This window comes from uncultured Algoriphagus sp., from assembly GCF_963974365.1.
GTDB lineage: Bacteria > Bacteroidota > Bacteroidia > Cytophagales > Cyclobacteriaceae > Algoriphagus.
The window spans coordinates 142596-167161 of the sequence record NZ_CAXBBX010000011.1; the positions used below are offsets into that span (position 1 = coordinate 142596).

The window sequence follows — 24566 nt, forward strand, 5'->3', positions numbered from 1 at the left end:
AAGTCTCTTTTGTTATGAAAATGAAGCTGATACACAGGTATTTGCTGTGTAAATAAGTTTCTAGTTATTTTCAAACTAATCCTTGCGATTAAAAAAAATAGTAACCATATACCGAAGTCTTAAGTGAGACCTTATTCTTGGCCGAGTTTTTTTAATTAGTTCAATATTAAAGTTTTATGAAAAAGTTATTATTTGGAATGGCCTTTATTGGGGCTATGATGAGCACAGGAGTATCTTTCCACGCTAAAGCAGACGTTCCTGTAAAACCTTGCTATCAAAGAATGTATTGGTGCTCTGGGGAAGTTGTAGTCTATAACTGTGAAAACTATCAAACTGGGCATTTATGCTCTGCAGCTTATGAAGCATGCTATAAGTGTTCTCTATAAATAGGTGATAATTAGAGGCTCGTTTGCCTCTAATTGTTTTATTGTTTTTTTTGAATTAAAAAACTGATTATATGTACTTTCGCTTATCCCTGATTTTTATTTTAATAACCTTTTTTTCCTGCAAAACTAATTCTGAAAAAGTTTCTGACGAAAGTATTCTTCACGTTGAACTTGAGGAATCAGAACTAATGAACATAGAAAAGTTTGAAATTCTGGAACTCATCCCATTAGAAACCAATCAATTTAACTTGATGGGGCTCGATTTGAGGGTGCACCAAAATGAAGAGAGTTATTATGTGATGGACATTGGGACAAGAGATGCAGTGCATCAATTTTCTTCTGATGGGAAATATCTAGGTGCCGCAGCCTCGATAGGTGAAGGGCCAGGTCAACTGCTGGGTTTGCAGGATTTTCAAATTGATAATGAAGGCAACCTGCTGGTTTTGTCTTCATTGGGCGATAAGTCCACTATCATTAAAATTGAAGACGTCGCTAGGCTCACTACAGTTTTTGAAACCGATTATTTGGCAGGGTCATTTACCATTCCATCTTCTGGTAATTTTCTTTTGGCTGGTGGATATAACCTCCCAATTGTAGCTAACCGTGTTGTTTTGACAGATTCAATTGGGATCATTCAATCTACTTTTTTGCCTAATGATTATGAGAATGAAATGCTACCAATGGGGGAGCGAAATTTCTATGAATCAGGTGAAAACCTGCTCTATTCCGAAATTTTCAACAACCGAGTTTATGAATATTCTGAGGCAGGATTAATGCCTATTTTGGAAATTGATATGGGAAAGTATTCACTTCCAGATAACTTTTGGGATGTAGATCTCATGGTAGGATTTAGTCGACTACAGGAAAACGGATTTGCAACGATAAAATCAGTCTTTGAGGATGATAGCAATTACTTGGTTAACATCCATATTCAAAGTAAGGCAGGTTCTTTCAAGAAATTACTTCTCATCAATAAGGAGACTGGGAATTCAAACTATTGGGATGGCACATCCTCTGAAGAAGAGGTGTACAGTGACCCTATTGCAATGGAAAATGGAGAAATTACGTTTTTGACCTATCACTCGGTATTGAAAAAGAAATTGGAAGGGGATTTACCACCTAACCTCCAAGAAATGAACTATGACTATCCAATATTACTCACAACTAAGATTAATGATTAAAAGAAAAATTTATCTCTCGCTTTGCCTTTTTCTAACTATCACTTTACTAAGTTCATGCAGAGATCATCCTACTACAATAAAATTTCCAGAAGGCTTAGAAGAATTGCGAATTGGTGAAAACTCTAAGCCACTTTGTCTGGAATGTCCTAAGAAATTCGTGGGTTATTTGGATTTAACTCAAAGGGATCTTTTTTTCTTGGAGATGAACTCTAAAGGATGGATTGATCTAAAATTCAATTACCCTGAACTGGAGGTGATCTGGGTGTTTGCGGGTAAAAATCAAAGAATTGATAAAAGTGATCTAGTTCGAATGTTGGATGATATGGGATATCCCTATTCTGTGTTTTATGATAAAAAGAATAAATTCTATGAAATGAATCAGCTTGATAAAATACCTTATGAAGTCAAGGCGATCCAGTCTTATTTTGTAGATGGCGAGGATGTAATAATCAATGCAGAATCAGGAATTCCCAGTTTGTTTAAAAAGCAGGTAATTGATTTTCTTGAATATGAGAAGAGTGAGTGATGTTTTATTTTAATCCTTACAGGAGGCTAGTCATATTTATAAAGGAGCAATGCTAAAATCCCCGTATTTTTTGGATTAAGCACTCTTTTTCCCTTTCTTGAAGATTGACCCAAAAGCCTGACTTTTCAACTTCAAACCTGACCTTAATGCAAAAACATACCTATGGAAGTGGGGTGATAGGCAATTGTGCCTTTATCGCCCATGTGGAATTGGACACAAATATCAGTTGGATGTGTCTGCCAAGATTTGATTCAGATTTTATTTTTGGGGGAATGCTAGACAGGGAGAAGGGTGGAGAATTCACCATTCATCCAGAGTCTGGAAATTTTAAGTCCTCTCAGGAGTATTTGGAAAACACCAATGTCCTGAAGACAACGGTCAAATCCGAAGAGGGAAGCTATGCTGTCACTGACTTTGCCCCACGGTTCAAAAACTTCGATCGCTACTACAAACCTTTGATGCTGATCCGGAAAATCGAAGCGATATCAGGATCTCCGAAAATCCTGATCAAATGCCAACCTTCGGCTGAGCATGGAGCCAGATTGCTAAAATCGAGTATGGGATCTAATCATATCCGCTTTATGGATACAGATCAGGAGCTCAGACTTTCTACCAACGCTCCGCTTAGCTACATTATGGACGGGAAAGCTTTTGCTTTGAACAAGCCTGTTTACTTGGTGCTTACCTATGGTAGACCTTTGGAAGCTCCTATAGAAACTACCGCTGAACGGTTTTTACATGCTACCACTGCGTATTGGCAGGAATGGGTGAAGTCTACCAGTATTTCGAACTTTCATCAGAAGCTTGTACTACGCTCGGCTTTGATCCTGAAAATCCACCAGTACGAAGATACAGGAGCCATCATTGCAGCATCAACGACTAGTTTGCCTGAGTCCCCAGGATCGACCAGAAACTGGGATTACCGCTATTGCTGGATTCGGGATAGCTATTACACATTGACTTGTTTCAATAGCCTAGGCCACTTTGAGGAATTGGAGAAGTACTTCGAGTTTATTCATAATCTTCGGCCTGGACTTGATGGACGTTACCAGCCGCTTTATTCGATTACAGGTGATTCTTTGCTTACAGAGGAGATTTCCGATCTGGATGGGTATTTGGGTGAGAAGCCAGTTCGCTTCGGTAATCAGGCATATACCCATATTCAGAATGATCTCTATGGTCAGGTTTTGGTTTCCTTGCTGCCTCTTTATTCTGATCAGCGTTTTACAGAAGAGGAGAGAAGTAGCTCCAAGCCGATGATCATGAATCTGCTGAATAAGATCGAAGCCACGATGAATGAGAAAGATGCGGGGCTCTGGGAGTTTAGAAATCTAGCTCAGGAGCACTGCTATACCTTCTTGTTTCACTGGGCTGGAGCCTGTGCTGCCGCAAAAATCGGTATTCGTCTGAAAGATGATAGCATGTACCAAAAGGCGATTGAGCTTCGTGATGTCGCTATTAAAAAAATTGAATCCTGTTATTTACCGGATAAGAAAGCCTATGGACAAGCTTTAGGTTCTACTTACATGGATGCTTCCACGCTACAGTTGATCACCATGGGATATTTTGGAGAAGATCTGGAGCGGGCAAATGATCATCTGAAAGCTTTGGAAGATGAGTTGTTGGCAAAGGATTTCCTATTCTATCGGTACAAGCACATGGATGATTTTGGTGTGCCAGAGACTACGTTCTTGATTTGTGCATTCTGGTACATTGAGGCACTAGCTTGCGTAGGAAGATTAGATGAGGCTGTGGAAGGTTTTGAGACCCTTGTTAAATATTGTAATCACTTGCATCTCTTCTCCGAAGATGTAGATCAGAAGACAGGAAGTCAGTGGGGAAATTTCCCTCAGGCGTACTCCCATGTTGGACTGATGAATGCTGCTTTCCGTATCGGAAGGAAGTTGGACAGACCGAATTTCTTGTAATATATTCCCCGCAGATATTCGCGGATACCTAGCGCGGATCTCCGCAGATATTGAGGTCATTGTATTGACTACAACTAGTATTTTCCTGCTTCTCCAGAAGCAGGACTTTTATTAACCTTTGGGGTGTAATCCTGAATGTCGTCAGACTTCTGGATCTCCTCGAAGGTTTTAATTTTTTGACCAAAAAACCTTCGAGGTCCAAAAAAGACCTCAAAGGTTATCATCATATTCCATCACTTTTCTACAGTTGGTTTTCAGGCTTAGTACAATACTTGTAGCTTCGATTTCTGATTAACTAGTACAACATATGCGTTTCCATAAAATTACCTCAGTCTCCTTATTGATCTGCGTTTCGATAGCTTTTGCTTCCTGTTCCAAAGACATCTACCGTGAGAATAATAAAGCACATAAAAAGGCAGTCAAGGAAGCCACGGCTACCATTCAAGAAATTCCTAAAACAAAAGCTGAGCTGGATTACGATACGCTCAGCATCACTGATGAATGGGTGGGAACAACCAACTTTAGTATCAGAAAGCCAAACTATGTGATCATCCACCACACAGCTCAAGACTCACTGGAGCAAACGATAAATACATTCACACTTAGCAGAACTCAAGTAAGTTCGCATTATGTCGTAGGTAGAGATGGTGAGATTGTCCAGATGCTGAATGATTATTTGCGCTCTTGGCATGCTGGAAGAGGAAGATGGGGAAATGACACAGATCTAAATTCAGCTTCCATCGGCATCGAATTGGATAACAATGGAAGCGAGCCATTTACTGTGGCACAGATTGAAAGTTTATTGGTTTTGCTTAAGCGGCTCAAGTGGAAATATGGAATTCCAACAGCCAATTTTATCGGTCATTCGGATATTGCGCCATCGAGAAAAGTCGACCCAAGTACCTATTTCCCTTGGAAAAAATTAGCTGAGGAAGGATATGGTTTATGGTATGATGAGGATGTGGTTTTCCCAGTTTTATCTTCTCAAAATGCCACTACTTTTCCTATAGAAACTACCGACTCTTTGCCATCGAATACAGTAGATCCGGTATTGGCATTAAGAATTATTGGCTACGACGTAAGTGATGAAAAAGCTGCAATACGTTCGTTTAAGCTCCACTTTGTTCAGCGGGATATAGAATCACCACTGACCGAAATTGATAAGAGAATCTTGGATAATCTGTATAAGAAGTATCTGTAGTAGTTTATGCCGCAGAGCGCACGGTGGTTTTCACAAATGGGAAAGTCGGGATTTAATTAGGTGGGGATAAAAATATTTTACCGTAAAAAATCTTATCAATTCCATCAGTCTAAGCTGGAGCCGTAGGTTTTCCGTAGCTGTCACTTTTGGTTTTCAAAGTCTTCGTTCTCAGCTATTCAGTCCCCTTAGGGACATTCTGTGGGTAGGAAATAATTAATTCCCTAATTAGCCGTGCCGTTAGGTACGGCTTTATTACTTGTTTTAATTGTAGCGCAGTACCTAAAGGCACAGTAAAAACGAATTGCCTTTTTTTACCCATAGTTAGCTCCGCTGGGGCAAGTGAAGGTTCTTGAATATGTTAATAATTGAAGCAGTCTGAAGACAGAAATTCTTTAGGCCATGGTCATGAGACTTGATCCATACTGGACTTGAACCAAACGAAAAGCACATAAAAAAAGGAGCGAAAAATCTTTCGCTCCTATCATTAAAATTCAGATCATTATTCAGATCAAGAGATCAAGAAGTCAACTTTTGAAGCAGTTGCCTTACCTGTCTGAATGATTTGATATTGTAATTTGCTTGGGTATACGCATAACCAACTCGGATAGAATAGGCATTTTTTGGCATTGCTTTGAACGTGTCTTCATCAGTCCAGTCATCACCAATCGCCAATATGAAGTCATATTCTGCTCCTTTCATCATCGCTGTAGCTGCTCGGCCCTTGTTGATGTCAGGTCGCTTGATTTCCAAAACCATATTTCCTTCCAGTACCTGCAAGTTGTAGCCTCTGGCCATGTACTTCAGGTGACTGAAAAGCTCTCGCATTCTGAGATCTCCCAAACCACTTTCCACTTTTCTGTAGTGCCAAACCAGTGAGTGATGTTTTTCTTCTATAAAAGCACCAGGAGTCCGGAGTACGTAATATTCCATTACTTTTCGGATATCGTCTTTCCAGCCATCTTCGACTTCGGCATAAAGTTCCCAATCGCCCTTGTTTTCCTTCTTTTTGACCCATACACCATGCTCGGCAATCATGTCAATATGTTGACCATTGAACCATTTCCCTAGGGTATCCTTATCTCTTCCTGAGATGACCACCACTTGGGCAAGTGCGCTTAAGTCTTTCACTATTTTTTTCAATTCTTCATCAGGATATGCTTTCTGCGGGTCCGAATGGAATCCGGTAAGTGTGCCGTCATAGTCCAGGAATAACACCGCATTTTTAGCTTTTTTGAAGCTTGCTTGAATTTCATTCATCACCTTGGTGTCCACATCTTTGGATGTGAGTTCTTCCTGCTTTTTCTTCACGTGCTCCAGACGATCCATGAATACTCTCACCCATTGGAATACATCGTATTTTTTGAGACTTTCCTGCATACTGCTGATCCTGGCTTTTTGCTCCGCCAACGGCATAGAAAGCGCATTATAAATCGCATCAACCACACCTTGTCGATCATTTGGATTGACCAGTATTGCATCCTGAAGCTCTTTGGAAGCACCAGCCATCTCCGAGAGAATCAATACACCAGTCTGATCAGTTTTGCTGGCCACAAATTCCTTACAAACCAAGTTCATACCATCACGCAGGGGAGTTACTAGCGCGATGTCAGACATGTTGTAGAAGGCACTCAGTTCTTCGAAAGGGAAACTTCTATAGAAGTAATGCACGGGTACCCAATTCAGCGTGGAGTACTCGCTATTTATACGCCCTACGAGCAGGTCAATTTCCTCTTTCAGTTCTTTGTACGACTGAACTTTGTCACGACTTGGCACCACGATCATGATCATGGATACTTTGCCATGCAATTCTTTATGCTGCTCGAGCAATTGATTGAAGGCCTGAATTCGCTGAGGAATTCCTTTGGAATAGTCTAGTCGATCGATTGTGAGAAGTAGTTTTTGACCTTCTACTTGCTTCCCAAATTCCCCTACAAAGCGTTGCGTTCGTTTGCTTTTTGCCTGCTTGGCAAATTTGTCGTAATCAATTCCCATGGGGAAAGAATCCACATTGATGATTCTGTTTTCGGCTTGGATGTAGCCGCTTTCACTGGATAAGCCTGTAATTCTCCCTACTGCACTGAGGAAGTGACGCATGTCGTCGTAGGTATGAAAACCGATCAAATCTGCTCCGCACACTCCATTCAGCAATTCTTTCCTCCAAGGAATCATTCGGATGATCTCGTAGGATGGGAATGGGATATGCTGGAAAAAAGCAATAGTAGCATTTGGTAACACTTCACGTAGCATCTGCGGAAGTAGAAGCAACTGGTAATCATGAATCCAGATCGTATCGTCTGGTCCGGCTTTTTTCAGGATAGCATCACAAAATTTTTGATTCACGCGTACATAGGCTTCCCAGTGTTCTGGATTATAGACCATGTATTGTGTGAAATAGTGAAATGCTGGCCAAAGTGTTTCATTACTAAAACCCTCGTAAAATTCTTCTACATCTTCCTTTGATAGGAAAACAGGAGCCATTTTTAGCTCATGAAGTTCAAGAATGATTTCTGCTCTTTGTTCAGGATCGTCGACGGTATTTCCTGGCCATCCGATCCAAATATTTTCTCCTTCTTTATAGATTGACCCAAGGCCGGTAGCTAGCCCGCCGGCACTTGGTTTGAACTCGAATCTGCCGTTGCGGTGACGTAGGCTGATAGGAAGGCGATTGGAAACGATGATGGTTTTTGACATAAAATAGTAGGTTTAAAAACAAGAAAAGGATAAGTCCGATTCAAAAAGGTGATGAGTTAAGATAAAGAATATCTCCAAGAATATAAACCAGAAGAGTCCTGATGAGTTCATTCAATGGTCATATTTCATAATTTGGTAACAAAAAAGCATCCGTTGAGGCGGATGCTTTTGGTGTTAGTTACTTGCTACATTTTTGGGTTTTGTGTCAACCTTTTTCCAGATGAAAGCAGCTAAATCACGACCTTCGGTGATTCCATATTCTATCGCGGGTCGGTAATGTATGCCTCCATAAAATCTGCTCAGCGCTGCTTCTTCCGCAGCTTGAGAAAATGAGTTGTATTCTCGGACTGGAAGGCCATAAGCCACTTCCGAGCTATCTACTAGATGGAACTCGTCTCCAAAGATATGTGCCAATGTGTAGGCAGAAGCTGCAGAGGCTACACTATGTCCACTGGTATGCTCTGGGAAAGGAGGTGTTTGTAGAAGTGGTACCCATTGCTCATCGATGTGCTGATTGATATAGGTTTCAGGTCTGATGAGATTGCTTCGGTATTTTTCATCCCAGCAGGAAATGAATGCTTCATTCAAAGAAATACCTGTCATGGCGAAAACTTCTGTGATGCCTTTCCAGTCTTTTCCTGCGGCTTTAGATGCTATCGCTGCAATGCTCATCCAGTGTCCTCCTGGTGTGATTTTTTTCTCAGCAAACATCACGTGACCTTTCACATTCATTTTGTAAGGATTACAATCCCAAAATAATGCGATGTCTTTTTGTTCCTGAGTTGCAGCCCGATCCATGTCGTAGACTTCTTTGGCGACTTTGTAAAACTCACTTCCTGGTTCCGTAGAAAATGGAGGTGGTGGCAGTGGTCTAAACTGGGAAGCTGAATCTAGAACGAAAGTTCTGATCTTACTCCAATGTGGTTCAATCGCCTCCATATAAGCGGGAGGAGTTGGTTGCCAAGTTCCTTCTTCACCCGTCACGGTGAATTTCGGGAAAGAGCGACTTTGATGGTAATTGTCCTTAGAGGAATATGCCTTGATCACGTCACCCACTTCTTTGCCGTAGGCTAGAGAAGCCTCAAATACATCTTCAGGAATGCCTTTTTCTTTCAAGGTAGCAAAGGTCGCATCCCGGTGCTCATTCATCATGTCTTCTGAGAAAATCAACCCTGTACCTACATAATAGTATGCAGCAAGCGATGCCAAAGGAGGATATACTTTTTCAGATGGAGTAAAGGTGATCTTCTCAGATCCGTTAAGTTGACCTAAAAGAGATTCGTAATTTGGATCCACCGATGCAGCGACTTCATAGGCAGCAAGCGAGGCATAGGTATAGATTCTCGCGGCAACTGGCGGAGAGAAAATATCATGGATGATCACTTCGGTAATTCTATTCTGGGCTTCACTAATGTATTGCCCATCTGTGATGGCATCGGTATAATCAACTTGTTTTGCGCAAGAGGCTACAGTCAGGAGTATTCCTGAAATTAGCATGAGTTTTAGGATACGCATATTTTGGATTTTTTTAAGTCTGTGTTAGTCTGAAATCGAGGTAGAGCTTTGTCAAAGCGGACTTCAGTTGAACTTGTTTGGCTTTCAAAGCTATTGGAAATAAAGGAAGTATCAAAAGATTTCAATCAAGTTTGATCAAGTAAATGGGCCCTGAGTTACTTGCTGCAAGTCCAAATTCAATTCCGTTTACCTTGATTTGACGAATGATTCTGAGTTGTGATTTCGAAGGGATTGTATTGGTAAATGTCTTTCTCTCCCAGCCCTTTTCTGTCCAGTGAAAAGACTGAAACGCTGCCGCTGAATTACTACCCAGATCTACGCGATATCCAGAGAAATTCCCGCCAAGTAAAGCTGATGATTCAGATTCATCCCAGCTAATAGTGAAGGTAGGGGATAGCTGGGCGGTATCAGGAAATGGGTCAAATAGGAAACTACCATCTTTTTGCTGCAAATAAGCGCCGGAGCGAAATTCGTAAACTGCATACTTTGAGGCCTTTTCCAAGGCTTCTTCTGAGAATAAATCTGATGGGCCAGTAATCTGTGAATAGCTCTGATAAGAGGTATGCTTTTTCTTAAGCCCAGGAATTTGTTTGATTAGTTCATCTCTGGAAGCAAAAGGAACCAGACGATTCTCCATAGAATGAAAAATGACTGGGTCTGCCTGACCATTCTCGTCAAAATCCGAATGATAGAGCCATAGTGGTTGGTCTACGCTTGCTTTTAGTTTTGAGTTCAACCCTAGATTTCCTGTTAAAATATCAAGTTTGCCATCTCCATTTATATCGGTAATTGCTAGGTCTTGAATCCATCCGGAAGAATGCTCCAGCCCGTTGATAGAAATTTCTTGGAGGGATTTTCCGTTGATATTCCTGAAAACCCGGATTCCTTGCCAATCACCCGTAAACACTAGTTCACGCTTTCCATCCCCAGTCAGATCAGTCCAGCGTGCAGAATTGATCATTCCTAACTCTTTTCCCTCTCCAAACCAAGCTGCAGTCTTATCTTGAAAAGTCCCATTGCCTTGATTGATGAGCAATACGCTCGAAGGACTCACCCCATAATCGCCAGCTTCCACTGAGCTACCTACAAATAGATCTAGATCACCGTCTGCGTCTATATCGTGAATTGCTATCGTGGAGGTGTTTTCACCGACTTTGGGTAATGCCATTGGGTTAAAAAGAAAATCACCCTTTCCATTTCCGAAAAAAATACGATCAAAGTTGAAAAGTGCTCCACTAGGATGGGCATTTCCACCGCTTCCCACGTAGAGGTCCAGATTTCCATCTCCGTTCAGATCAGCAAATTCTGCCACTACATCTTCTGCTCTGGCTAGTTGCTCGAATATTTGCTGTTTTTTTTCTTCAAACTCCCCATTCGGAAGTTGGATAAATAACGCTCCTGATTGTTCCTGTGCTCCCCCGACATAGAAGTCGTCCAGTCCATCGTTATTTACATCGCCTATTGCTAAGGCTGGTCCCATACTCGCAAAGCTTTTCGGGATCAAATACTCCCGTTTTGTTTCATCTACCGTGTTTTTCTCCACATGCTCCCATGAGATTTCAGGGGATTTAAAAGAGTCTTGAGTGTCTTTTTCTAGCCTGAGGAGTGGCTTTCCTTTACCTTGGGTAAGCGAATAAGTTTGGTTGATTGATTGGCTTGAAAAGATCTCCCTTGCTCCATTAGGCCAGCTGACAGAGATGGAATCTATTTCCTGAGTTTTTCCCAGCCCAAAAACCAATGTAGATGATGTTCCAGACATAAATCCTCTGCTTCCAGAGTAATACTGGAATAAGGCTTGTCCTTCGTAGTAGATCCCTACTTTAGCACCCATCCCAAACGGGTTTTTTCCTTCAGCTTTAAGATTAATTCTCAAAAATGAATTCCCGGATTTTTCGGTGTGATTTTGATAGATAAATGCAGGCTGATTCAGGTTATTGGTAACCAGGTCCAAATCTCCGTCATTATCCAAGTCTGCATAGGTGCTGCCATTGGAATAACTCGGCTGATCCAAACCCCAAATTGCAGCTTGATCTGAGAATATCAACCCACCATTATTTTGATAACTTAAGTTGGGAAGCTTGACGGTAGGTAGCATTTCGATTTGCTTTTGGCGCAGCTCAGTCAAGGTTAAGATTGGTTCAGCCTGAAGACTATACTGAATGAAGTCAAGATCGTTAGGTCGTTTTTCTATGCCATTAGTGATATGAATATCCGGCAGTCCATCATTGTCCATATCAAAAATCAGTGGCGACCAACTCCAATCAGATGCATAAATTCCTGAAAAAAGAGCGATTTCACTGAATCCATTTCCGTTCTGGTTGAGCTGAAGGTGGTTTCTGACGTATTGATCAGCATAGCCAAATTGCTTCTTGATCTGATATACTTCAGGCTTGTCTTCTCCAACTGATTTCATCCATATTTCTGGATCTAGCGGAAGCATGTCGGTGGTGAAAATCTCAGGAAATCCATCTCCATTCAGGTCCGCCACATCATTTCCCATGCTGTAGCGACTGGTATTAGAGATTAGTTTTTGCAGGGATTCTACAAAAGTCCCATCCTGCTGATTCAGGTAGAGGTAATCGTTTTCGGTGAAGTCATTGGAAACATAAATATCCGGCCAGCCATCGACGTTGAAGTCTTCTATTCCGACACCAAGACCGAATCCTAAGACGCTGGAATAAATTCCAGAGACTTCGGTGACTTCTTCAAAACCTATCCTGCCTTCTGAAGCTAGGTTTTTGTAGAGTTTATCCCCCCCTTCATCGGCTAAGTTTCTTTGCTCAGCTTGCGCAAAAACTTCAGGAGATTTGACCGAGTGATTTAATAAATACATGTCCAAATCCCCATCTCGATCGTAATCAAAGAAGGCTGCCTGAGTACTAAAACCTTTAAAATCTATCCCATATTCTTCAGCTGACTCTACAAATTTTGTGTCGCCCTGATTTATATAAAGCAGGTTTTTTCCGGATAATCCTTTGTAATCACCGACTTGGGCTACGTAGATATCCAGCAGTCCATCCCCGTTTACATCTGCCATAGTAACTCCAGTGGACCAGCCACCATCACCATCTACTCCTGAAGATTCGGTAATATCTTCAAACTGAAAATCACCTTTGTTAAGGTAGAGACGGTTTGAAACTTGATTTCCTGAAAAATACAAGTCTACCAAGCCGTCGTTATTAATATCTCCAGCAGCTACTCCGCCGCCATTGTAGAAATAGAGGTATTCAAGAATATTCAGGGAATCTGAAGAGATCAGCGTGTTTTCAAAGGAGATTCCAGTCTTTTCTTTTGGCATCAATTCAAAAAGTGTATCCTCTTTTGCTTTTTCCTTGCAGGAAAAAAGTAGACTAATTGCAATTAGAAAGGGTAAAGAAAAATTCTTCATTTCAATACTTCCAAATCTCCGCTTGTGCGCTATTCTTTACGACCAAGAGTTTTCCCTCTCCCAAGTCTGCAAATGCTCTGATATCACCTTCTAGCTGAAGTCCGTTTTTAGAATTTGGCCAATAGTCGAAAGTTCCGTCGCCTTTTCCAAGCAATACATCACCATAGCTCGCATCGTATTTTCCGACTTCAGGTTTTGCATTGAACAGATTCCCGCCTAGGATCAAATCTTGAATACCGTCTTGATTCAGGTCTGTTACATGGATTGCAAAAACGTAAGAACGCTGAGCCATTCTTGGGAAGGGTTTCCAGGTGAATTTTCCATTCCCTTCATTCATTAGCACACCTGAGGACAGATTGTTGAGTTCGCTGATGATAGATTTGTCCAATACGTCTTTTGGGAAAATATCCGAAAGCGATTGATTATTGTAGTTGCTGTAACGCATATACTTCTTCCTGATCGATGGTATTTGTTTTTCCAACTCATGCTTCAGCGTGTAAGGAACCTGCACACCGCCTTCTTCGCGTATGAAAATATGCTCCACTGATCCATTTTGATCGAAGTCATTCAAGTACATTTTCACAGGAGTGCTTTCTGAGACTTTGAATCTGGAATTCAAACCGTTGTTTCCTAATAGCAAATCTGGTAAACCATTTCCATCTAGGTCTGCAACTTCCACCGTTCTGTACCAACCTTTTAGATTTTGAAGTTCCGGCATTTCAATTTTCTGGAACTTGCCTCCAGTGTTTCTCATGAATAGTGGCGCCAACCATTCTCCAACAAGCACCAAATCTTCGACTCCGTCATTGTCCCAATCCAAAACTTTGGCATCGGTGATCATTCCAATTTCGTTCAGCTCTGGAGCCAATGTAGCGGTCTGATCAGTGAAGTTGCCTTTGCCATCGTTGATCCAAATGCTGCTACTCGCGGGAGCACCATAAACAAAAGGCACAAGTCGACCTCCAATAAACAGATCCGGAGACCCGTCCTTATTAATATCAAGCACTTCGACTACAGAACTACTTCCTCGTTTGGAGTTGAATCCTGTCTGAGTGCTTTTGGTAAAATTGCCTTTTCCGTCGTTCAGGTATAATCTGTCAGTAAGTTCCGGCGTTCCAAGTCCAGATTCATTTCCGCCTGAAACAACCATTAAATCCAAGCTCCCATCTGCATTCGCGTCAAAGAATTTTGCGTCTACATCTTCCGAAATGGCGTCATTTTCAAAAGCATTTTGTGTTGACTTATTGAATTGACCAGAGGTAGATCCTAAATAGAGCTGACCAGGGAAACCTTTGGCTCCGCCAAAATAGAGATCTTCGATTCCATCTCCATTCACGTCCGCCTTTGCGAAAGCTGGGCCTTCTGTCGAATACATGTGAACAGTGAGCCTATCTCTATCAAAATCTACCATTGGGTTTTCCACATGGGTAAAGCTCAAATTTGAGACTTCTTCCTGGTGGAAAAATGTAGGTTCTTTTTTGTCAAAGAAACTTTCATTTTCAAGAATTGGGTTGGCATCCGCCCAATTCAGTGTAAGTAAGGTGTCCGCAGGGATGTTCTCTAAGTGAGTAAAAGTCCCATCTGGCCAAAGGACTTTAAGCAGGTCTATAGAATTTATTTTACCGAGTCCAATTGTGATTTTTGGATCAACAGAAGACTCAAACCCACGATTTGGCATTTGCTCGGCAAAGAAGGTTTGGTTCCCTGCCAAGACTTTAATCTGAGCTCCTATAGCATCGGTATTTTTGTCTTTTCCTACTAGCTTTATTTGTAGGGAGTGATAATCCGGATAAAATTCCTTTGATAAATTCCTGAAGATCGAAGCAGGTTTATTCACGTTGTTCAAGACCAAATCAAGCGTACCGTCATTATCCAGATCTCCGTATGCCGCGCCATTGGAATGGATAGCCTCACCAAAACCCCAAGCAGTGGAGACATCTTCAAACTCTAATTCCCCAAGATTTCGGAAAGCATAATTTGGAATTGGATTGATCGGGATAGGATCGATCAATGCTTTGTAGTCTACGCCTTCTTGGGAGATGATCTTGAGTTTGGTCTCTTCATTATCGATGAAATTCAGGTAATCCAGATCAGTAACATCTTGGTATATGCCATTGGCTACAAATAGGTCACGCTTACCATCATTGTCCATGTCGAAGATCAATGCACCCCAGCTCCAGTCTGTAGCTTCCAAATTAGCCATTCTTCCCATTTCGCTGAAAGTGCCATCACCATTATTGATGTGAAGCATATTTCTGGAATACTGATAATGATACCCATGCGTTTTGTTGAAGGTGAATTTATCCCAGTTCTCAAAAGTGGTCACCTGCTTCAATCTCACTTGAGGCTCTGGTAGCATATCGGTCACGAATATATCCAGCAACCCATCTCCATTGATATCAGCGATATCTGCACCCATCGAAGCGGCAGAGATTGAGCGCATGGATTTTTCAAGCGATTCGGTGAACGTTCCATCTTGGTTATTGATATACAGGTAGTCTTTTTCGAAGAAGTCGTTGGAAATAAAAATATCCGGCCAAGAATCCTGATTCACATCTCCAATCGTGATTCCCAAGCCAAAACCGATGATGGATCCATAGATTCCGGCCTCCTCGCTGACGTCGACGAATTTACCATTGTCGTTTCTGAAGAGTTTATCTCCTCCTACAGAATCGCGTTTAGGGCGTTCATTTTGCATTTTATTGAAACTGCCGATTGCTTGGTAGCTATTGTTCAGTAGGTAAGTGTCTAAGTCACCATCCTTGTCATAGTCGAAAAATACAGCGTGAGTCGAAAACCCTTTGTCCGCTAATCCATAAGCTTCTGCTTGCTCAGAAAAGGTGCCGTTTCCCTGATTTATGAACAGCTCATTTTGTTTATTGTCACCTGCGATATCACCTGAATTACAAACGTAAATATCCAAAAAACCATCCCCATTCACGTCTGCCATAGCGACTCCTGTACTCCAGGCACGGGTTCCTGCTGTTCCAGATGCTTCGGTCACATCCTCGAATTTGAAGTTGCCTTTGTTCAGGTAAAGTTTGTTTGGACCTAGGTTGGCTGTAAAGTAAATATCAAGAAGCCCGTCATTATTTATATCCCCGAGAGCTACCCCACCGCCATTGTAGTAATTCCTGTACGTGAAAATATTGAACTCTTCATCGAAAGAAAGTTCGTTTGCAAAGTCAACCCCTGACTCAGAAGTAGGAATGGATTCAAAGAGCGTCTTCGTTTGCTCCACTTTGGGCTTACAGGCAAGAAGCGATGCAAATGCAGCTAATATGATGACTGACTTTCTCATGCGGGATCTTTTTCTAGCTCATGTTGAATATTCAGATCCATGATCTCGACTCGTACTGTTGACAGATTTTTCTTAAATATTCTAGTTCTACGATTACCATCCACTTTAACAAATGCCACTTGATTTCCGTCTTCACTTTTCACTTCTATAAAGCCCGGACCGTACCATTTCTCATAGAGTGCTAATACATCAGTTCTCAGTTTCTCAACCGAAAGTTCCTCGTTCCATGGTGCCCATCCTTCATAAGTATAGTCCACTGGCATCTGGTATATTTTGTCCTGATTGAATTTAGGGTAAAAGCGCATTTTTGAAGGCAAGGCGGATGGTAATTTTACTTGATATTCGATAGAAAGTTCTGTTGGGCCGTTTAGCAAAATACCTTGTTTATTCATTTCCCAGCACTTTTCATAAAAAATCTTTTTATCCATCCCGAGTTCTAATCCTAAAAAGAGGTCATTTTGGATTTTACCGGAAGCCAATTCTTTTTCCTCCATTTTTTGATATTCAGATTGGCATGAAAAGAGGCTGAGGCTTACAAATACTAGTACTAGTAAGGGGAATTGTAATTGGTTATGCAGGGTCTTCATTACGCGTAATACTTCGTTTGACTATGGGGATTAGGGGTGTCTAACGATTAAGATGTTAAGATAGCCGATGTTAAGAGAATCGAAAGTTTTATGGCCATTCATTCTGAATTCTTACCAGAAGTACCACGTCCCATTAAGTGAAAAAGGAAGTACACTAGATGTACTTCCTTTTAATTCTTACAACTAGCTTCTTTTAATAGCCTGGGTTTTGAACCAAGTTAGGATTTGCGTTGATCTGCTGAAGTGGAATTGGGAATAGCTTTCTGAAGTCTTCAGAAACTCCTTTTTCCCACCAAGGCTGACTGAATTTGCCAAATCTAATCATGTCAGTTCTACGACTAGCTTCTGCGAACATTTCAAATCCTCTTTCATCATAAATCGCATCCAAGGACACTGGAACCACTGGTAGACCAGCTCTTCCTCTTACTTGATCCAATGCATCTTGCGCTTCAGCAATTTTCCCTTGTCTGAAAGCTGCTTCTGATTTTGCCAAAATGATCTCGCCCAATCTGAACAATGGATAGTCATTGCTTAATTCTTGACCAGCACCTGAGGAGAACTCAAACTTTCCAACTCTTACTCCGGCTTGTCTAAGCGCATTAGGAGCGAGCATGTTAATATTAGGGGTGAAGGTCAATGGTTGACCGTCAGGATCACTTGCTTCTGCCGATAGATCTTCCAATCTAGTTCCATCAGAGGAGAATTGTGGGCCAGCCAGGAAGCTCTGCTTTCTCACATCTCCTTCGTCGAAATTATTGTAAAATTCTTCTAGGGAAGCATATCCATTCCATGGCTGAGCACTAAGATCAAATGTGTTTTGATTCAAGTAGTGCAAGGTCATCATAGCAAGGTTAAATCCTGGAGCATTGTTCTCATCGTACGGAAGTGTCAAGATGTTCTCAGTAGATCCTCCGTTTCTTGTCGCGAAGTTGGAGAAGAAGTTTGAGCTCAATGAATAAGGCCCAGAGATCACTTCGTTAGCTGAAGCTTCTGCATCTGCCCATCTTGCAGTACCAGTGTATACTTCTGCATTTAGGTAAAGTTTCACCAGCATTGCATGCGCCGAATAGTAATTCAACGTGGTTCTGGTGTCTTCTTTAGGTAGAAGATCTATGTTTTCCAAAATTGATCGCTCGATGAAGTCAAACACTTCTTGACGAGAATTATTCGTAGGATTTCCTCCAGTGGATTCTTCGGTAATGATTGGCACATTGCCAAAAGAATCGATTAGCCATAGGTAAGGTAGAGCACGCAGCACTTTTAATTCGGCTACTAGTAACTCAACATCCGGAAAAGAAATAATCAAGTTGTTGATTTCACCAACTGCCGTAAAGCAATAGTTCCAAGAGTTGTTGAATGCGTCTTCGGAAGCACCCCAAGTATGGCGGTGTACTCTTAGCCAGATGCCACCATCTTCCCAATCCGGACCTTTCTGCGGTATAGCCATCTCATCAGAGGCTACTTCGTTGATCGACCAGATACTATTGTGGCCACCCCAGCTTCCGACGATTCTGGAATAAGCAGAGGCTTTCAATACATCAATCAAAATAGGATTGTCGCTATTTGCAACATCATCAGGTGTCACCCCATCAAGAACCTCTTGATCTAGCTCCCAGCATGATCCCAGCAGAAATAAAGCTGGAACCAAAAGACAGATTTTACTTATATATTTTAACATATCTCTGTAGTTAGATTTTGTTATTTAAAATTTAGAGAAAGACCTAATGTGAATGATCTCGTTTGGAAGTAGGTGTTTCTACGCTCAAGACCAGGAGATAATGAGGTAGTGAAACCGTTACCATTTTCTGAATCAGTAATTCTCACTTCAGGATCTACTCCAGTGTAATCGGTGATTGTGAATAGATTTTGCGCAGCAAAATATACTCTGAACGAACTTAGGTTTTTCGCTGGAGTTTTGAAATTGTATCCCAACTCCATGTTGTCCAAGCGAATGAAAGATGCATTCTCAATGTAAGAACTGTTGAAAGTAGGAGTTGAAGTCACTACAGGGGTTTTGTCAGTTATTACGGAATTCCATGTGTTAGAAGATGCATCTTGGTTTTCGTAGAAGCCTCTGTACGAGTTGTAAAGATCATGTCCCCAAGCTCCTCTAAAGAAGAAGCTTAAATTCAAGCCACCCCATACAAAGTTGTTGGCAAAGCCAAATTCTCCTTTTGGAAGACCATTACCCAACTTCTGGAATTCATCTGGATCGGTGGTAGAAAGAATGTATTGACCATCCTCTGTCAGGCCTTCCAATACAGGACCATAGAAATCACCCAGTGTTTGTCCTACTCTGTTATAAATAATTGGGTTGTTATTTTGACCTGGAGATCCTGGAGTCGCAAACCTTAACTCATCAAATCCTAAGTCACCTGCTGACAAACTCTCTATCGTTGTTTTGTCATAAATGGTAAAGTTTCCGCTTGGATGCCATTTGATAGGTCCCAACTGAATGTCATGTGCGCTTAGTGCAAACTCGAATCCTGCTGCTCTCAAATCAGCAAGGTTTACCCAAGTTGATGAAGCAGTATTGAATCTTCCTGGATCAAATGGGTTAGGTGCTCCCGTTGCAACAGGTACGTTGAATAGGAGATCAGAAATGTTTCTGATGTAGTAATCCATGCTACCGGTAAGCTTGTTATTGAATAGTCCGAAGTCCAAACCAAGGTTGATTTCTTGTTTGGTCTCCCACTTTAAATCCTTGTTTGGATTTGAATTTTGTACGATACCTACGTATACGTCAGTCGTAGTAAGGGGATCTCCATCAAGATCCACTCTGTTTCCGTTGCCATATACACCTAACGCCAAAGTAGGAGATGGAGGAAGGTTCCCAGTGATTCCAAATGAAGCTCTTGGTTTGAACTGGCTAAATAGCCCCATGTTAAAGATCTGAGTGAAATCCGAACCTAAACTTACAGCGGGGAACACACCCGTTTGGTTGTTTGCTCCAAAGCCTGAGTAAGTCTCTGCACGAACTGAAGCAGACAGGAAGAATTGATTGTTCAAGTTGAAGTTAGCTCTTCCGAATAAAGAGTTAAGCTGATCTTCATTGGCATAAGAAGCGATTTCTGTGCTATTACCAAGTCTAATAGAACCTGCGCCTAAGTTGTCCCAGCCTAAGTCAAATAAGTATTGTTTTACTCTAGCATTGAAACCTTGATTTTTGGTGGATTGTGTAGCTGCACCAGCCAATAGAGTCATATTCAAACCATCACTCAGATCAAGCTCATAACGAAGCGTAGTCTCAAAAATCTTTTGCACTCGGTCATTAGTTCTTCTCTGGGCCGAACCGCCAGTTCCTAGACCTACGTTGTAGTCAAGTCTAGACCAGAAATCTCCTGAAAGTGTGTTGCTTCTATCCTGAGAATATTGCGCGGAAATAGTCAGATTGTTAATAATATCGAATTCAGCTCTATAGGAAGTCAGGGCTGATTTCGTCTCACTCACAAATTTCTGCTGATTTGCTAAAGCCACAGGATTATAAAAATCGAAAAGATCTCGCTGGAAGTAGCCGCCAAAACGCTCATTAGCATCTTGTGTATCTTCAAAAATAGGAGCAGTAGGATTATATAGTGTAGCATATCTAAATGCTGCATCATTGATAGATTCTCTGTCCACATTCGTAAAAGAGAGGTTGACATTAAATCTAAGTCTATTATCAAGTGCTCCTTGAGAAAGATTCAGCCTTGTATTCAGTCTCTTATTTGAAACGCCATTTACGATCCCTTGATTGTCACGGTAGTTTACTGCTGCCATGTAGTTGGTGTTATTAAATCCACCGGATAAACTTGCGTTAGTTGTATAAGAGAACGAATCATCAATTAATTCATCTCTCCAGTCCGTTTTGCTTCCGAAATCTGTACCTCCTCTTGCTACAAATTCTTCAGCAGATAGCACTGGGATCAGATTAGTAGCTTGATCCATTGTGCCAAAGGAATTAATAGAGACACTAGCCCTTCCATCTTTTGGGTTTTGTTTGGTAGTAGTAACCAAAATTACACCTGATGACCCTCTTGCTCCATAAATAGCAGCTGCAGAACCATCTTTCAATACATCGATGGATTGAATGTCGTTAGGATCGACATTATCCAATGAGGCACCGATCACTCCATCCAAAACAATTAGGGGAGAAGAGTTTGCTCCGAAAGTGGAAAGACCTCTAAGTCTTACATTGAAGCCTGAGTTAGGGTTGCCACCTGGTCTTGTGATCGATAATCCGGCTACCTTACCTTGAAGTAATTGAGCTGGGTTCGATACATTACCCTTGTTGAAGTCTTCAGGCTTCACAGCTACCACCGCAGAGGTGATCTCTTTTTTATCTTGTGAGCCATATCCGATTACTACCGCTTCTTCAAGGCTTTGGATGTCTTCTTCCAGGTTGATAGTAATGTTAGTTTGGTTACCGATTTCTACTTCCTGGACTAAATATCCAACAAATGAAATAACAAGTATCTGATCGCCTGGCTGTAGGTCAAGTGAAAACTTACCATCTAAGTCAGTTGCAGTTCCCCGGGTAGTACCTTTAATAAGTACTGTAGCTCCAGGAACTGATTCTCCAATCGTAGGATCCATGACTGTTCCTGTCACAGTTCTCCCTTGACCGTTGGCTACAAGAGTAGCGCAGAAGATGAGCGCTAAGGCAAGTAGAAACGCCTTTTGTTTAAGTAAATAGTTTCTCATAGGGTTTGATTGTTTGGTATCTGCGAGATTTAATTAGTTCATTACATCTCGAATCGAAAGTGGTGCATAAATTTTAATTTTGCAATTATTAACATTTGTGCCATTCGGCATTCGGAAAACACGATTTAACAGAATATTGTTTTAACAAGTGATTGATTAATATATTCAAGGTTTTGTTGAAATATTGGTAATGGAAATCGTTTTCCATTTTCGAAAAGTCATGGAATGGTATTTTTTTTAAAAAATTCAAAAAAAAATCTTTCTAGGTGCTGTAGAAATTTTTTCGATAAAAGACTTTCTTAAAATTTTTTAAAAAGCTGTAAGAAATAAGAAAAATTGAGTGGAAGTTTTTTAGTCAAATACTTGAATAGTTAGCCCTAATTAGAATAGTTTCGCTTAGTAGGTAATGTGATTTGAGACTTTTGTAGGAAATAAAAAAATCCCTAAATCATCTTAAAACATGAGCGCTAGAAAGGCCGTTTTTGAAAAGGTGACTATCTTGATTGTCAAACCAACTTTTATGAAAAAACAAGTACACTTAATTCTTGTCCTAAGCTTTTCCTTCCTTTCATTTTTTTATACTAATCAATCCAATGCACAGGGAATCCGTGGTAGGGTGACGACCACTGAGGGTGAACCTTTAGCATTTGCTTCAGTATATATTCGGAACCTGGGCGACGGAGTTCCTACCAATGAGGAAGGGAGCTTTGAGTATAAACTTCCGAAAGGCATTTACGATGTGTTAATTCAGTATCTAGGTTACAAGTCCCAACTCGAGACCATCATCGTCACTGACGAATGGACAGTCAAAGACTTTGTACTGGAGCCACAAGAATATACCTTGGCAGAAGTGGAAGTAAGGGCTGGCGCGGAAGATCCGGCGCTGACTATTATGCGAAAAGCAATCGCAAAGGCAAAATATCACCGGCTTCAAATCCAGAAATACAGTATGACTGTCTATCTCAAGGGAACTGGAAAGCTGACAGATGCGCCGTTTTTCCTTCGTAAGACTATAGAAAAAGAAGGACTAAAGCTTAATGAAGCTTACACTTCTGAATCTGTGTCGAGGATTACGTTTACTCAGCCAAATAAGGTGGAGGAAAAAGTGATTTCGATCCGCACCAATGGTGATAATCAATCCACTTCTCCAGCTCCCTACATTCAGACTACTTTTTACCAAGAGAAAATTAATGGAATAATCTCTCCACTTTCCAGATCTGCCTTCCAATATTATAAGTTCAAATACGAAGGAAGCTTTTTTGATCAAAATGTGATGGTAAGTAAAATCAAGGTAACCCCACGCTCCAGAGGAGAGCAGGTCTTTGAAGGTTTTATTTACATAATTGAAGATTTGTGGGCAATTCACAGTTTGAATCTACAGACATCTTTGTTGGGCTTTCAGATTACGGCAAAGCAGCAATATGCCCCAGTAGCTGAAAATGTGTGGATGCCGTTGACTCATACGTATGATTTTGGGGGGAAGATTTTTGGGTTTGAAGGTAATTTCAAATACCTCGCATCTACCCGCGAGTATGAAATCGAGCTAAACCCTGATTTGGAATTGGTCCCAGAGATTATTGATGAGAAAGTGCAGGAAGTTCCTGATGAGGCGGTCAAGTTTGACAAGTCTCTGTCGGCGCTGGAGCAGCTCGCATCAGAAGAACCTAAAACCAGAAAGGAATATCGAAAACTCCTGAATGAGTACGAGAAAGAAAACCAGCAAGAGCAGGAGGAACCAGAGGTGATAGAAGAAAGCTACTATGAGGTAGATTCCATGGCGAAAAAATACAATCAAGCTTATTGGGATAGCATTCGCCCAGTTCCTTTGACCGAAAGTGAGATTCAGGGATATCAGCGGGATGATAGTGTGGCGACGGTAGAAGCGGCCAAGATGAGTGATGTAGACTCTATTGCCAAAAAAGCGAGGAGGAAATTCAAACCTCTGGATTTTATGAATGGAGCGACTTACAATTTGGGAAAGGGAACTTCAATTGGGTTTAAGCAAAATTGGACAAAAACATCCTTCAATACGGTTGAGGGTTTTAAGTTGGGAATGGCGCTTTTCTACCGAAAGGAGAAAGTCACTAAGGCTGCAGATAGTGTGAGCATACTGCGCAAAAGCTTCAATATAGAACCTGAGCTCCGCTATGGATTTTCGAGCAATCGCTTTTACGGGAAAGTAGACTTCCGATGGTCCAGTACCTTGCCTATATCCGGGACTACTTTTGGATTGAAAGGCGGTAGGTTCATCTATCAGTTTAATGGAGGAGAGCCGATCAACGAGCAGGTGAATGCGGTGTATTCCTTGCTTTTCAGGCAGAATTACATGAAGCTCTACGAACAGGATTTTGCGCAAGCTTACTGGGCGCATCGGGTAAATGGAGGGATTACTTATCGTGTAAACATGACCTATGCCAATCGTACCGAATTGTTCGATACCAATAATTACAGTTTCTACAATAAGGAAGGGCGGGAATATTCACCCAATCAGCCTGAGAATGTAGAGACAAATTCAAACTCATTTGCAGATCACGATATTTTAAAATTGAATGCGGAGCTAGAATGGAGGCCTGGGATAAAATACGGAATTAGAAACGGAAGAAAATATCCGATTACTGGGCGTTCTCCTTTAGTCAAGCTTGCTTATAACAAGGCTTTTGGCGGAATTAGTAGCGATGGAACTGCGGCAGATTTCGACCATTTAGAAATTGGAATTCAGCATGACTACACATTTGGAGTGAGTGGCAAGCTGGACTTCAACCTTTCTGCGGGAGCTTTTTTGTCAAATGATCAGGTTTATTTTCCCGATTTCCAGCATTTCGGAGGAAATAGAACCATTTTTTCAAACTTTGGGCCTGCATCCAATTATCGTTTCATGGACTATTACAAGTACAGCACGAATTCGAAGTATTTCTCCGGAATTGTACATTATCAGTTTAGAAAATTCATTTTTACCCAATTGCCCATGCTCAGGTTCTCAGGAGTCCGGGAGAATATTTTCTTTAATTACCTGAAGACAGACAGCTCTCCAAATTATTGGGAGGTAGGATATTCACTGGACAATCTCTTTAGAATCTTCCGGGTAGAAATGGGGGCAGGATTTGAAGACAGTAAGTTTCTACGTGGGGGAGTTCGATTTGGTGTTGCCACGTTTATAAATATTAGCTCTGGCAATTAAT

Annotated in this window: 13 protein-coding genes; 5 read left to right on the forward strand and 8 right to left on the reverse strand. The window is 41.3% G+C overall.

All coding sequences use genetic code 11. From position 1 onward, the window contains the following. The first annotated feature begins 457 nt into the window (after positions 1–457). From AACZ87_RS15830 to AACZ87_RS15840, 3 genes are all read left to right on the forward strand, one after another. On the forward strand, positions 458–1567 hold the full coding sequence (locus AACZ87_RS15830; RefSeq protein WP_339868635.1) for a 6-bladed beta-propeller: 1110 nt from the start codon (positions 458–460) through the stop codon (positions 1565–1567). Beyond that, complete coding sequence (locus AACZ87_RS15835) at positions 1560–2093, forward strand: hypothetical protein (protein ID WP_339868637.1); 534 nt, start codon at positions 1560–1562, stop codon at positions 2091–2093. The genes AACZ87_RS15830 and AACZ87_RS15835 overlap by 8 nt, the downstream gene beginning before the upstream one ends. Positions 2094–2239: 146 nt before the next feature. Next, positions 2240–4021 (forward strand): glycoside hydrolase family 15 protein, encoded by a 1782-nt coding sequence (locus AACZ87_RS15840; RefSeq protein ID WP_339868639.1) that lies wholly within the window; start codon positions 2240–2242, stop codon positions 4019–4021. Positions 4022–4095: 74 nt separating this feature from the next. On the opposite strand, the gene AACZ87_RS15845 is transcribed toward AACZ87_RS15840, so the two are convergent. Then, on the reverse strand, positions 4096–4248 hold the full coding sequence (locus tag AACZ87_RS15845; RefSeq protein WP_339868641.1) for a hypothetical protein: 153 nt from the start codon (positions 4246–4248) through the stop codon (positions 4096–4098). Positions 4249–4328: 80 nt separating this feature from the next. Between AACZ87_RS15845 and AACZ87_RS15850 the strand changes: the two genes are divergently transcribed. Continuing rightward, positions 4329–5222 (forward strand): N-acetylmuramoyl-L-alanine amidase, encoded by an 894-nt coding sequence (locus AACZ87_RS15850; protein WP_339868643.1) that lies wholly within the window; start codon positions 4329–4331, stop codon positions 5220–5222. Between the two features lie 516 nt (positions 5223–5738). Here the strand turns inward: AACZ87_RS15850 and AACZ87_RS15855 are convergent. From AACZ87_RS15855 to AACZ87_RS15885, 7 genes are all read right to left on the reverse strand, one after another. After that, the gene (locus AACZ87_RS15855; protein WP_339868644.1) at positions 5739–7913 is read right to left on the reverse strand and encodes a bifunctional alpha,alpha-trehalose-phosphate synthase (UDP-forming)/trehalose-phosphatase; all 2175 of its coding nucleotides are present in this window, start codon (positions 7911–7913) and stop codon (positions 5739–5741) included. A gap of 174 nt (positions 7914–8087) precedes the next feature. Further along, positions 8088–9428, reverse strand: a complete 1341-nt coding sequence (locus AACZ87_RS15860) for a vanadium-dependent haloperoxidase (RefSeq protein ID WP_339868646.1) — start codon at positions 9426–9428, stop codon at positions 8088–8090. Between the two features lie 121 nt (positions 9429–9549). Continuing rightward, a complete protein-coding gene (locus AACZ87_RS15865) occupies positions 9550–12816 on the reverse strand; it encodes a VCBS repeat-containing protein (RefSeq protein WP_339868648.1) in 3267 nt (1088 codons plus the stop codon). A 1-nt stretch (position 12817) separates the two neighbouring features. Then, positions 12818–16117 (reverse strand): VCBS repeat-containing protein, encoded by a 3300-nt coding sequence (locus AACZ87_RS15870; RefSeq protein ID WP_339868650.1) that lies wholly within the window; start codon positions 16115–16117, stop codon positions 12818–12820. Beyond that, positions 16114–16611, reverse strand: coding sequence for a hypothetical protein (locus tag AACZ87_RS15875; RefSeq protein ID WP_339868652.1), 498 nt, complete (start codon positions 16609–16611; stop codon positions 16114–16116). The genes AACZ87_RS15870 and AACZ87_RS15875 overlap by 4 nt, the downstream gene beginning before the upstream one ends. Positions 16612–16897: 286 nt before the next feature. Then, on the reverse strand, positions 16898–18382 hold the full coding sequence (locus AACZ87_RS15880) for a RagB/SusD family nutrient uptake outer membrane protein (protein WP_339868654.1): 1485 nt from the start codon (positions 18380–18382) through the stop codon (positions 16898–16900). Positions 18383–18402: 20 nt separating this feature from the next. Further along, positions 18403–21387 carry a TonB-dependent receptor gene (locus tag AACZ87_RS15885; protein WP_339868655.1) on the reverse strand — a complete coding sequence of 995 codons (2985 nt, stop codon included), beginning with the start codon at positions 21385–21387 and terminating at the stop codon, positions 18403–18405. A 520-nt stretch (positions 21388–21907) separates the two neighbouring features. Here AACZ87_RS15885 and AACZ87_RS15890 point away from each other — a divergent pair. After that, a complete protein-coding gene (locus AACZ87_RS15890; protein WP_339868657.1) occupies positions 21908–24565 on the forward strand; it encodes a DUF5686 and carboxypeptidase regulatory-like domain-containing protein in 2658 nt (885 codons plus the stop codon). Position 24566: the final 1 nt, after the last annotated feature.

Bases quoted from the DNA above. Each gene is read 5' to 3' on its own strand.
- AACZ87_RS15880 (WP_339868654.1), bottom strand. From the start codon at position 18,382: ATGTTAAAATATATAAGTAAAATCTGTCTTTTGGTTCCAGCTTTATTT.
- AACZ87_RS15845 (WP_339868641.1), bottom strand. From the start codon at position 4,248: ATGATGATAACCTTTGAGGTCTTTTTTGGACCTCGAAGGTTTTTTGGT.
- AACZ87_RS15830 (WP_339868635.1), top strand. From the start codon at position 458: ATGTACTTTCGCTTATCCCTGATTTTTATTTTAATAACCTTTTTTTCC.
- AACZ87_RS15865 (WP_339868648.1), bottom strand. From the start codon at position 12,816: ATGAAGAATTTTTCTTTACCCTTTCTAATTGCAATTAGTCTACTTTTT.
- AACZ87_RS15860 (WP_339868646.1), bottom strand. From the start codon at position 9,428: ATGCGTATCCTAAAACTCATGCTAATTTCAGGAATACTCCTGACTGTA.
- AACZ87_RS15870 (WP_339868650.1), bottom strand. From the start codon at position 16,117: ATGAGAAAGTCAGTCATCATATTAGCTGCATTTGCATCGCTTCTTGCC.
- AACZ87_RS15890 (WP_339868657.1), top strand. From the start codon at position 21,908: ATGAAAAAACAAGTACACTTAATTCTTGTCCTAAGCTTTTCCTTCCTT.
- AACZ87_RS15855 (WP_339868644.1), bottom strand. From the start codon at position 7,913: ATGTCAAAAACCATCATCGTTTCCAATCGCCTTCCTATCAGCCTACGT.
- AACZ87_RS15850 (WP_339868643.1), top strand. From the start codon at position 4,329: ATGCGTTTCCATAAAATTACCTCAGTCTCCTTATTGATCTGCGTTTCG.
- AACZ87_RS15835 (WP_339868637.1), top strand. From the start codon at position 1,560: ATGATTAAAAGAAAAATTTATCTCTCGCTTTGCCTTTTTCTAACTATC.
- AACZ87_RS15840 (WP_339868639.1), top strand. From the start codon at position 2,240: ATGCAAAAACATACCTATGGAAGTGGGGTGATAGGCAATTGTGCCTTT.
- AACZ87_RS15885 (WP_339868655.1), bottom strand. From the start codon at position 21,387: ATGAGAAACTATTTACTTAAACAAAAGGCGTTTCTACTTGCCTTAGCG.
- AACZ87_RS15875 (WP_339868652.1), bottom strand. From the start codon at position 16,611: ATGGAGGAAAAAGAATTGGCTTCCGGTAAAATCCAAAATGACCTCTTT.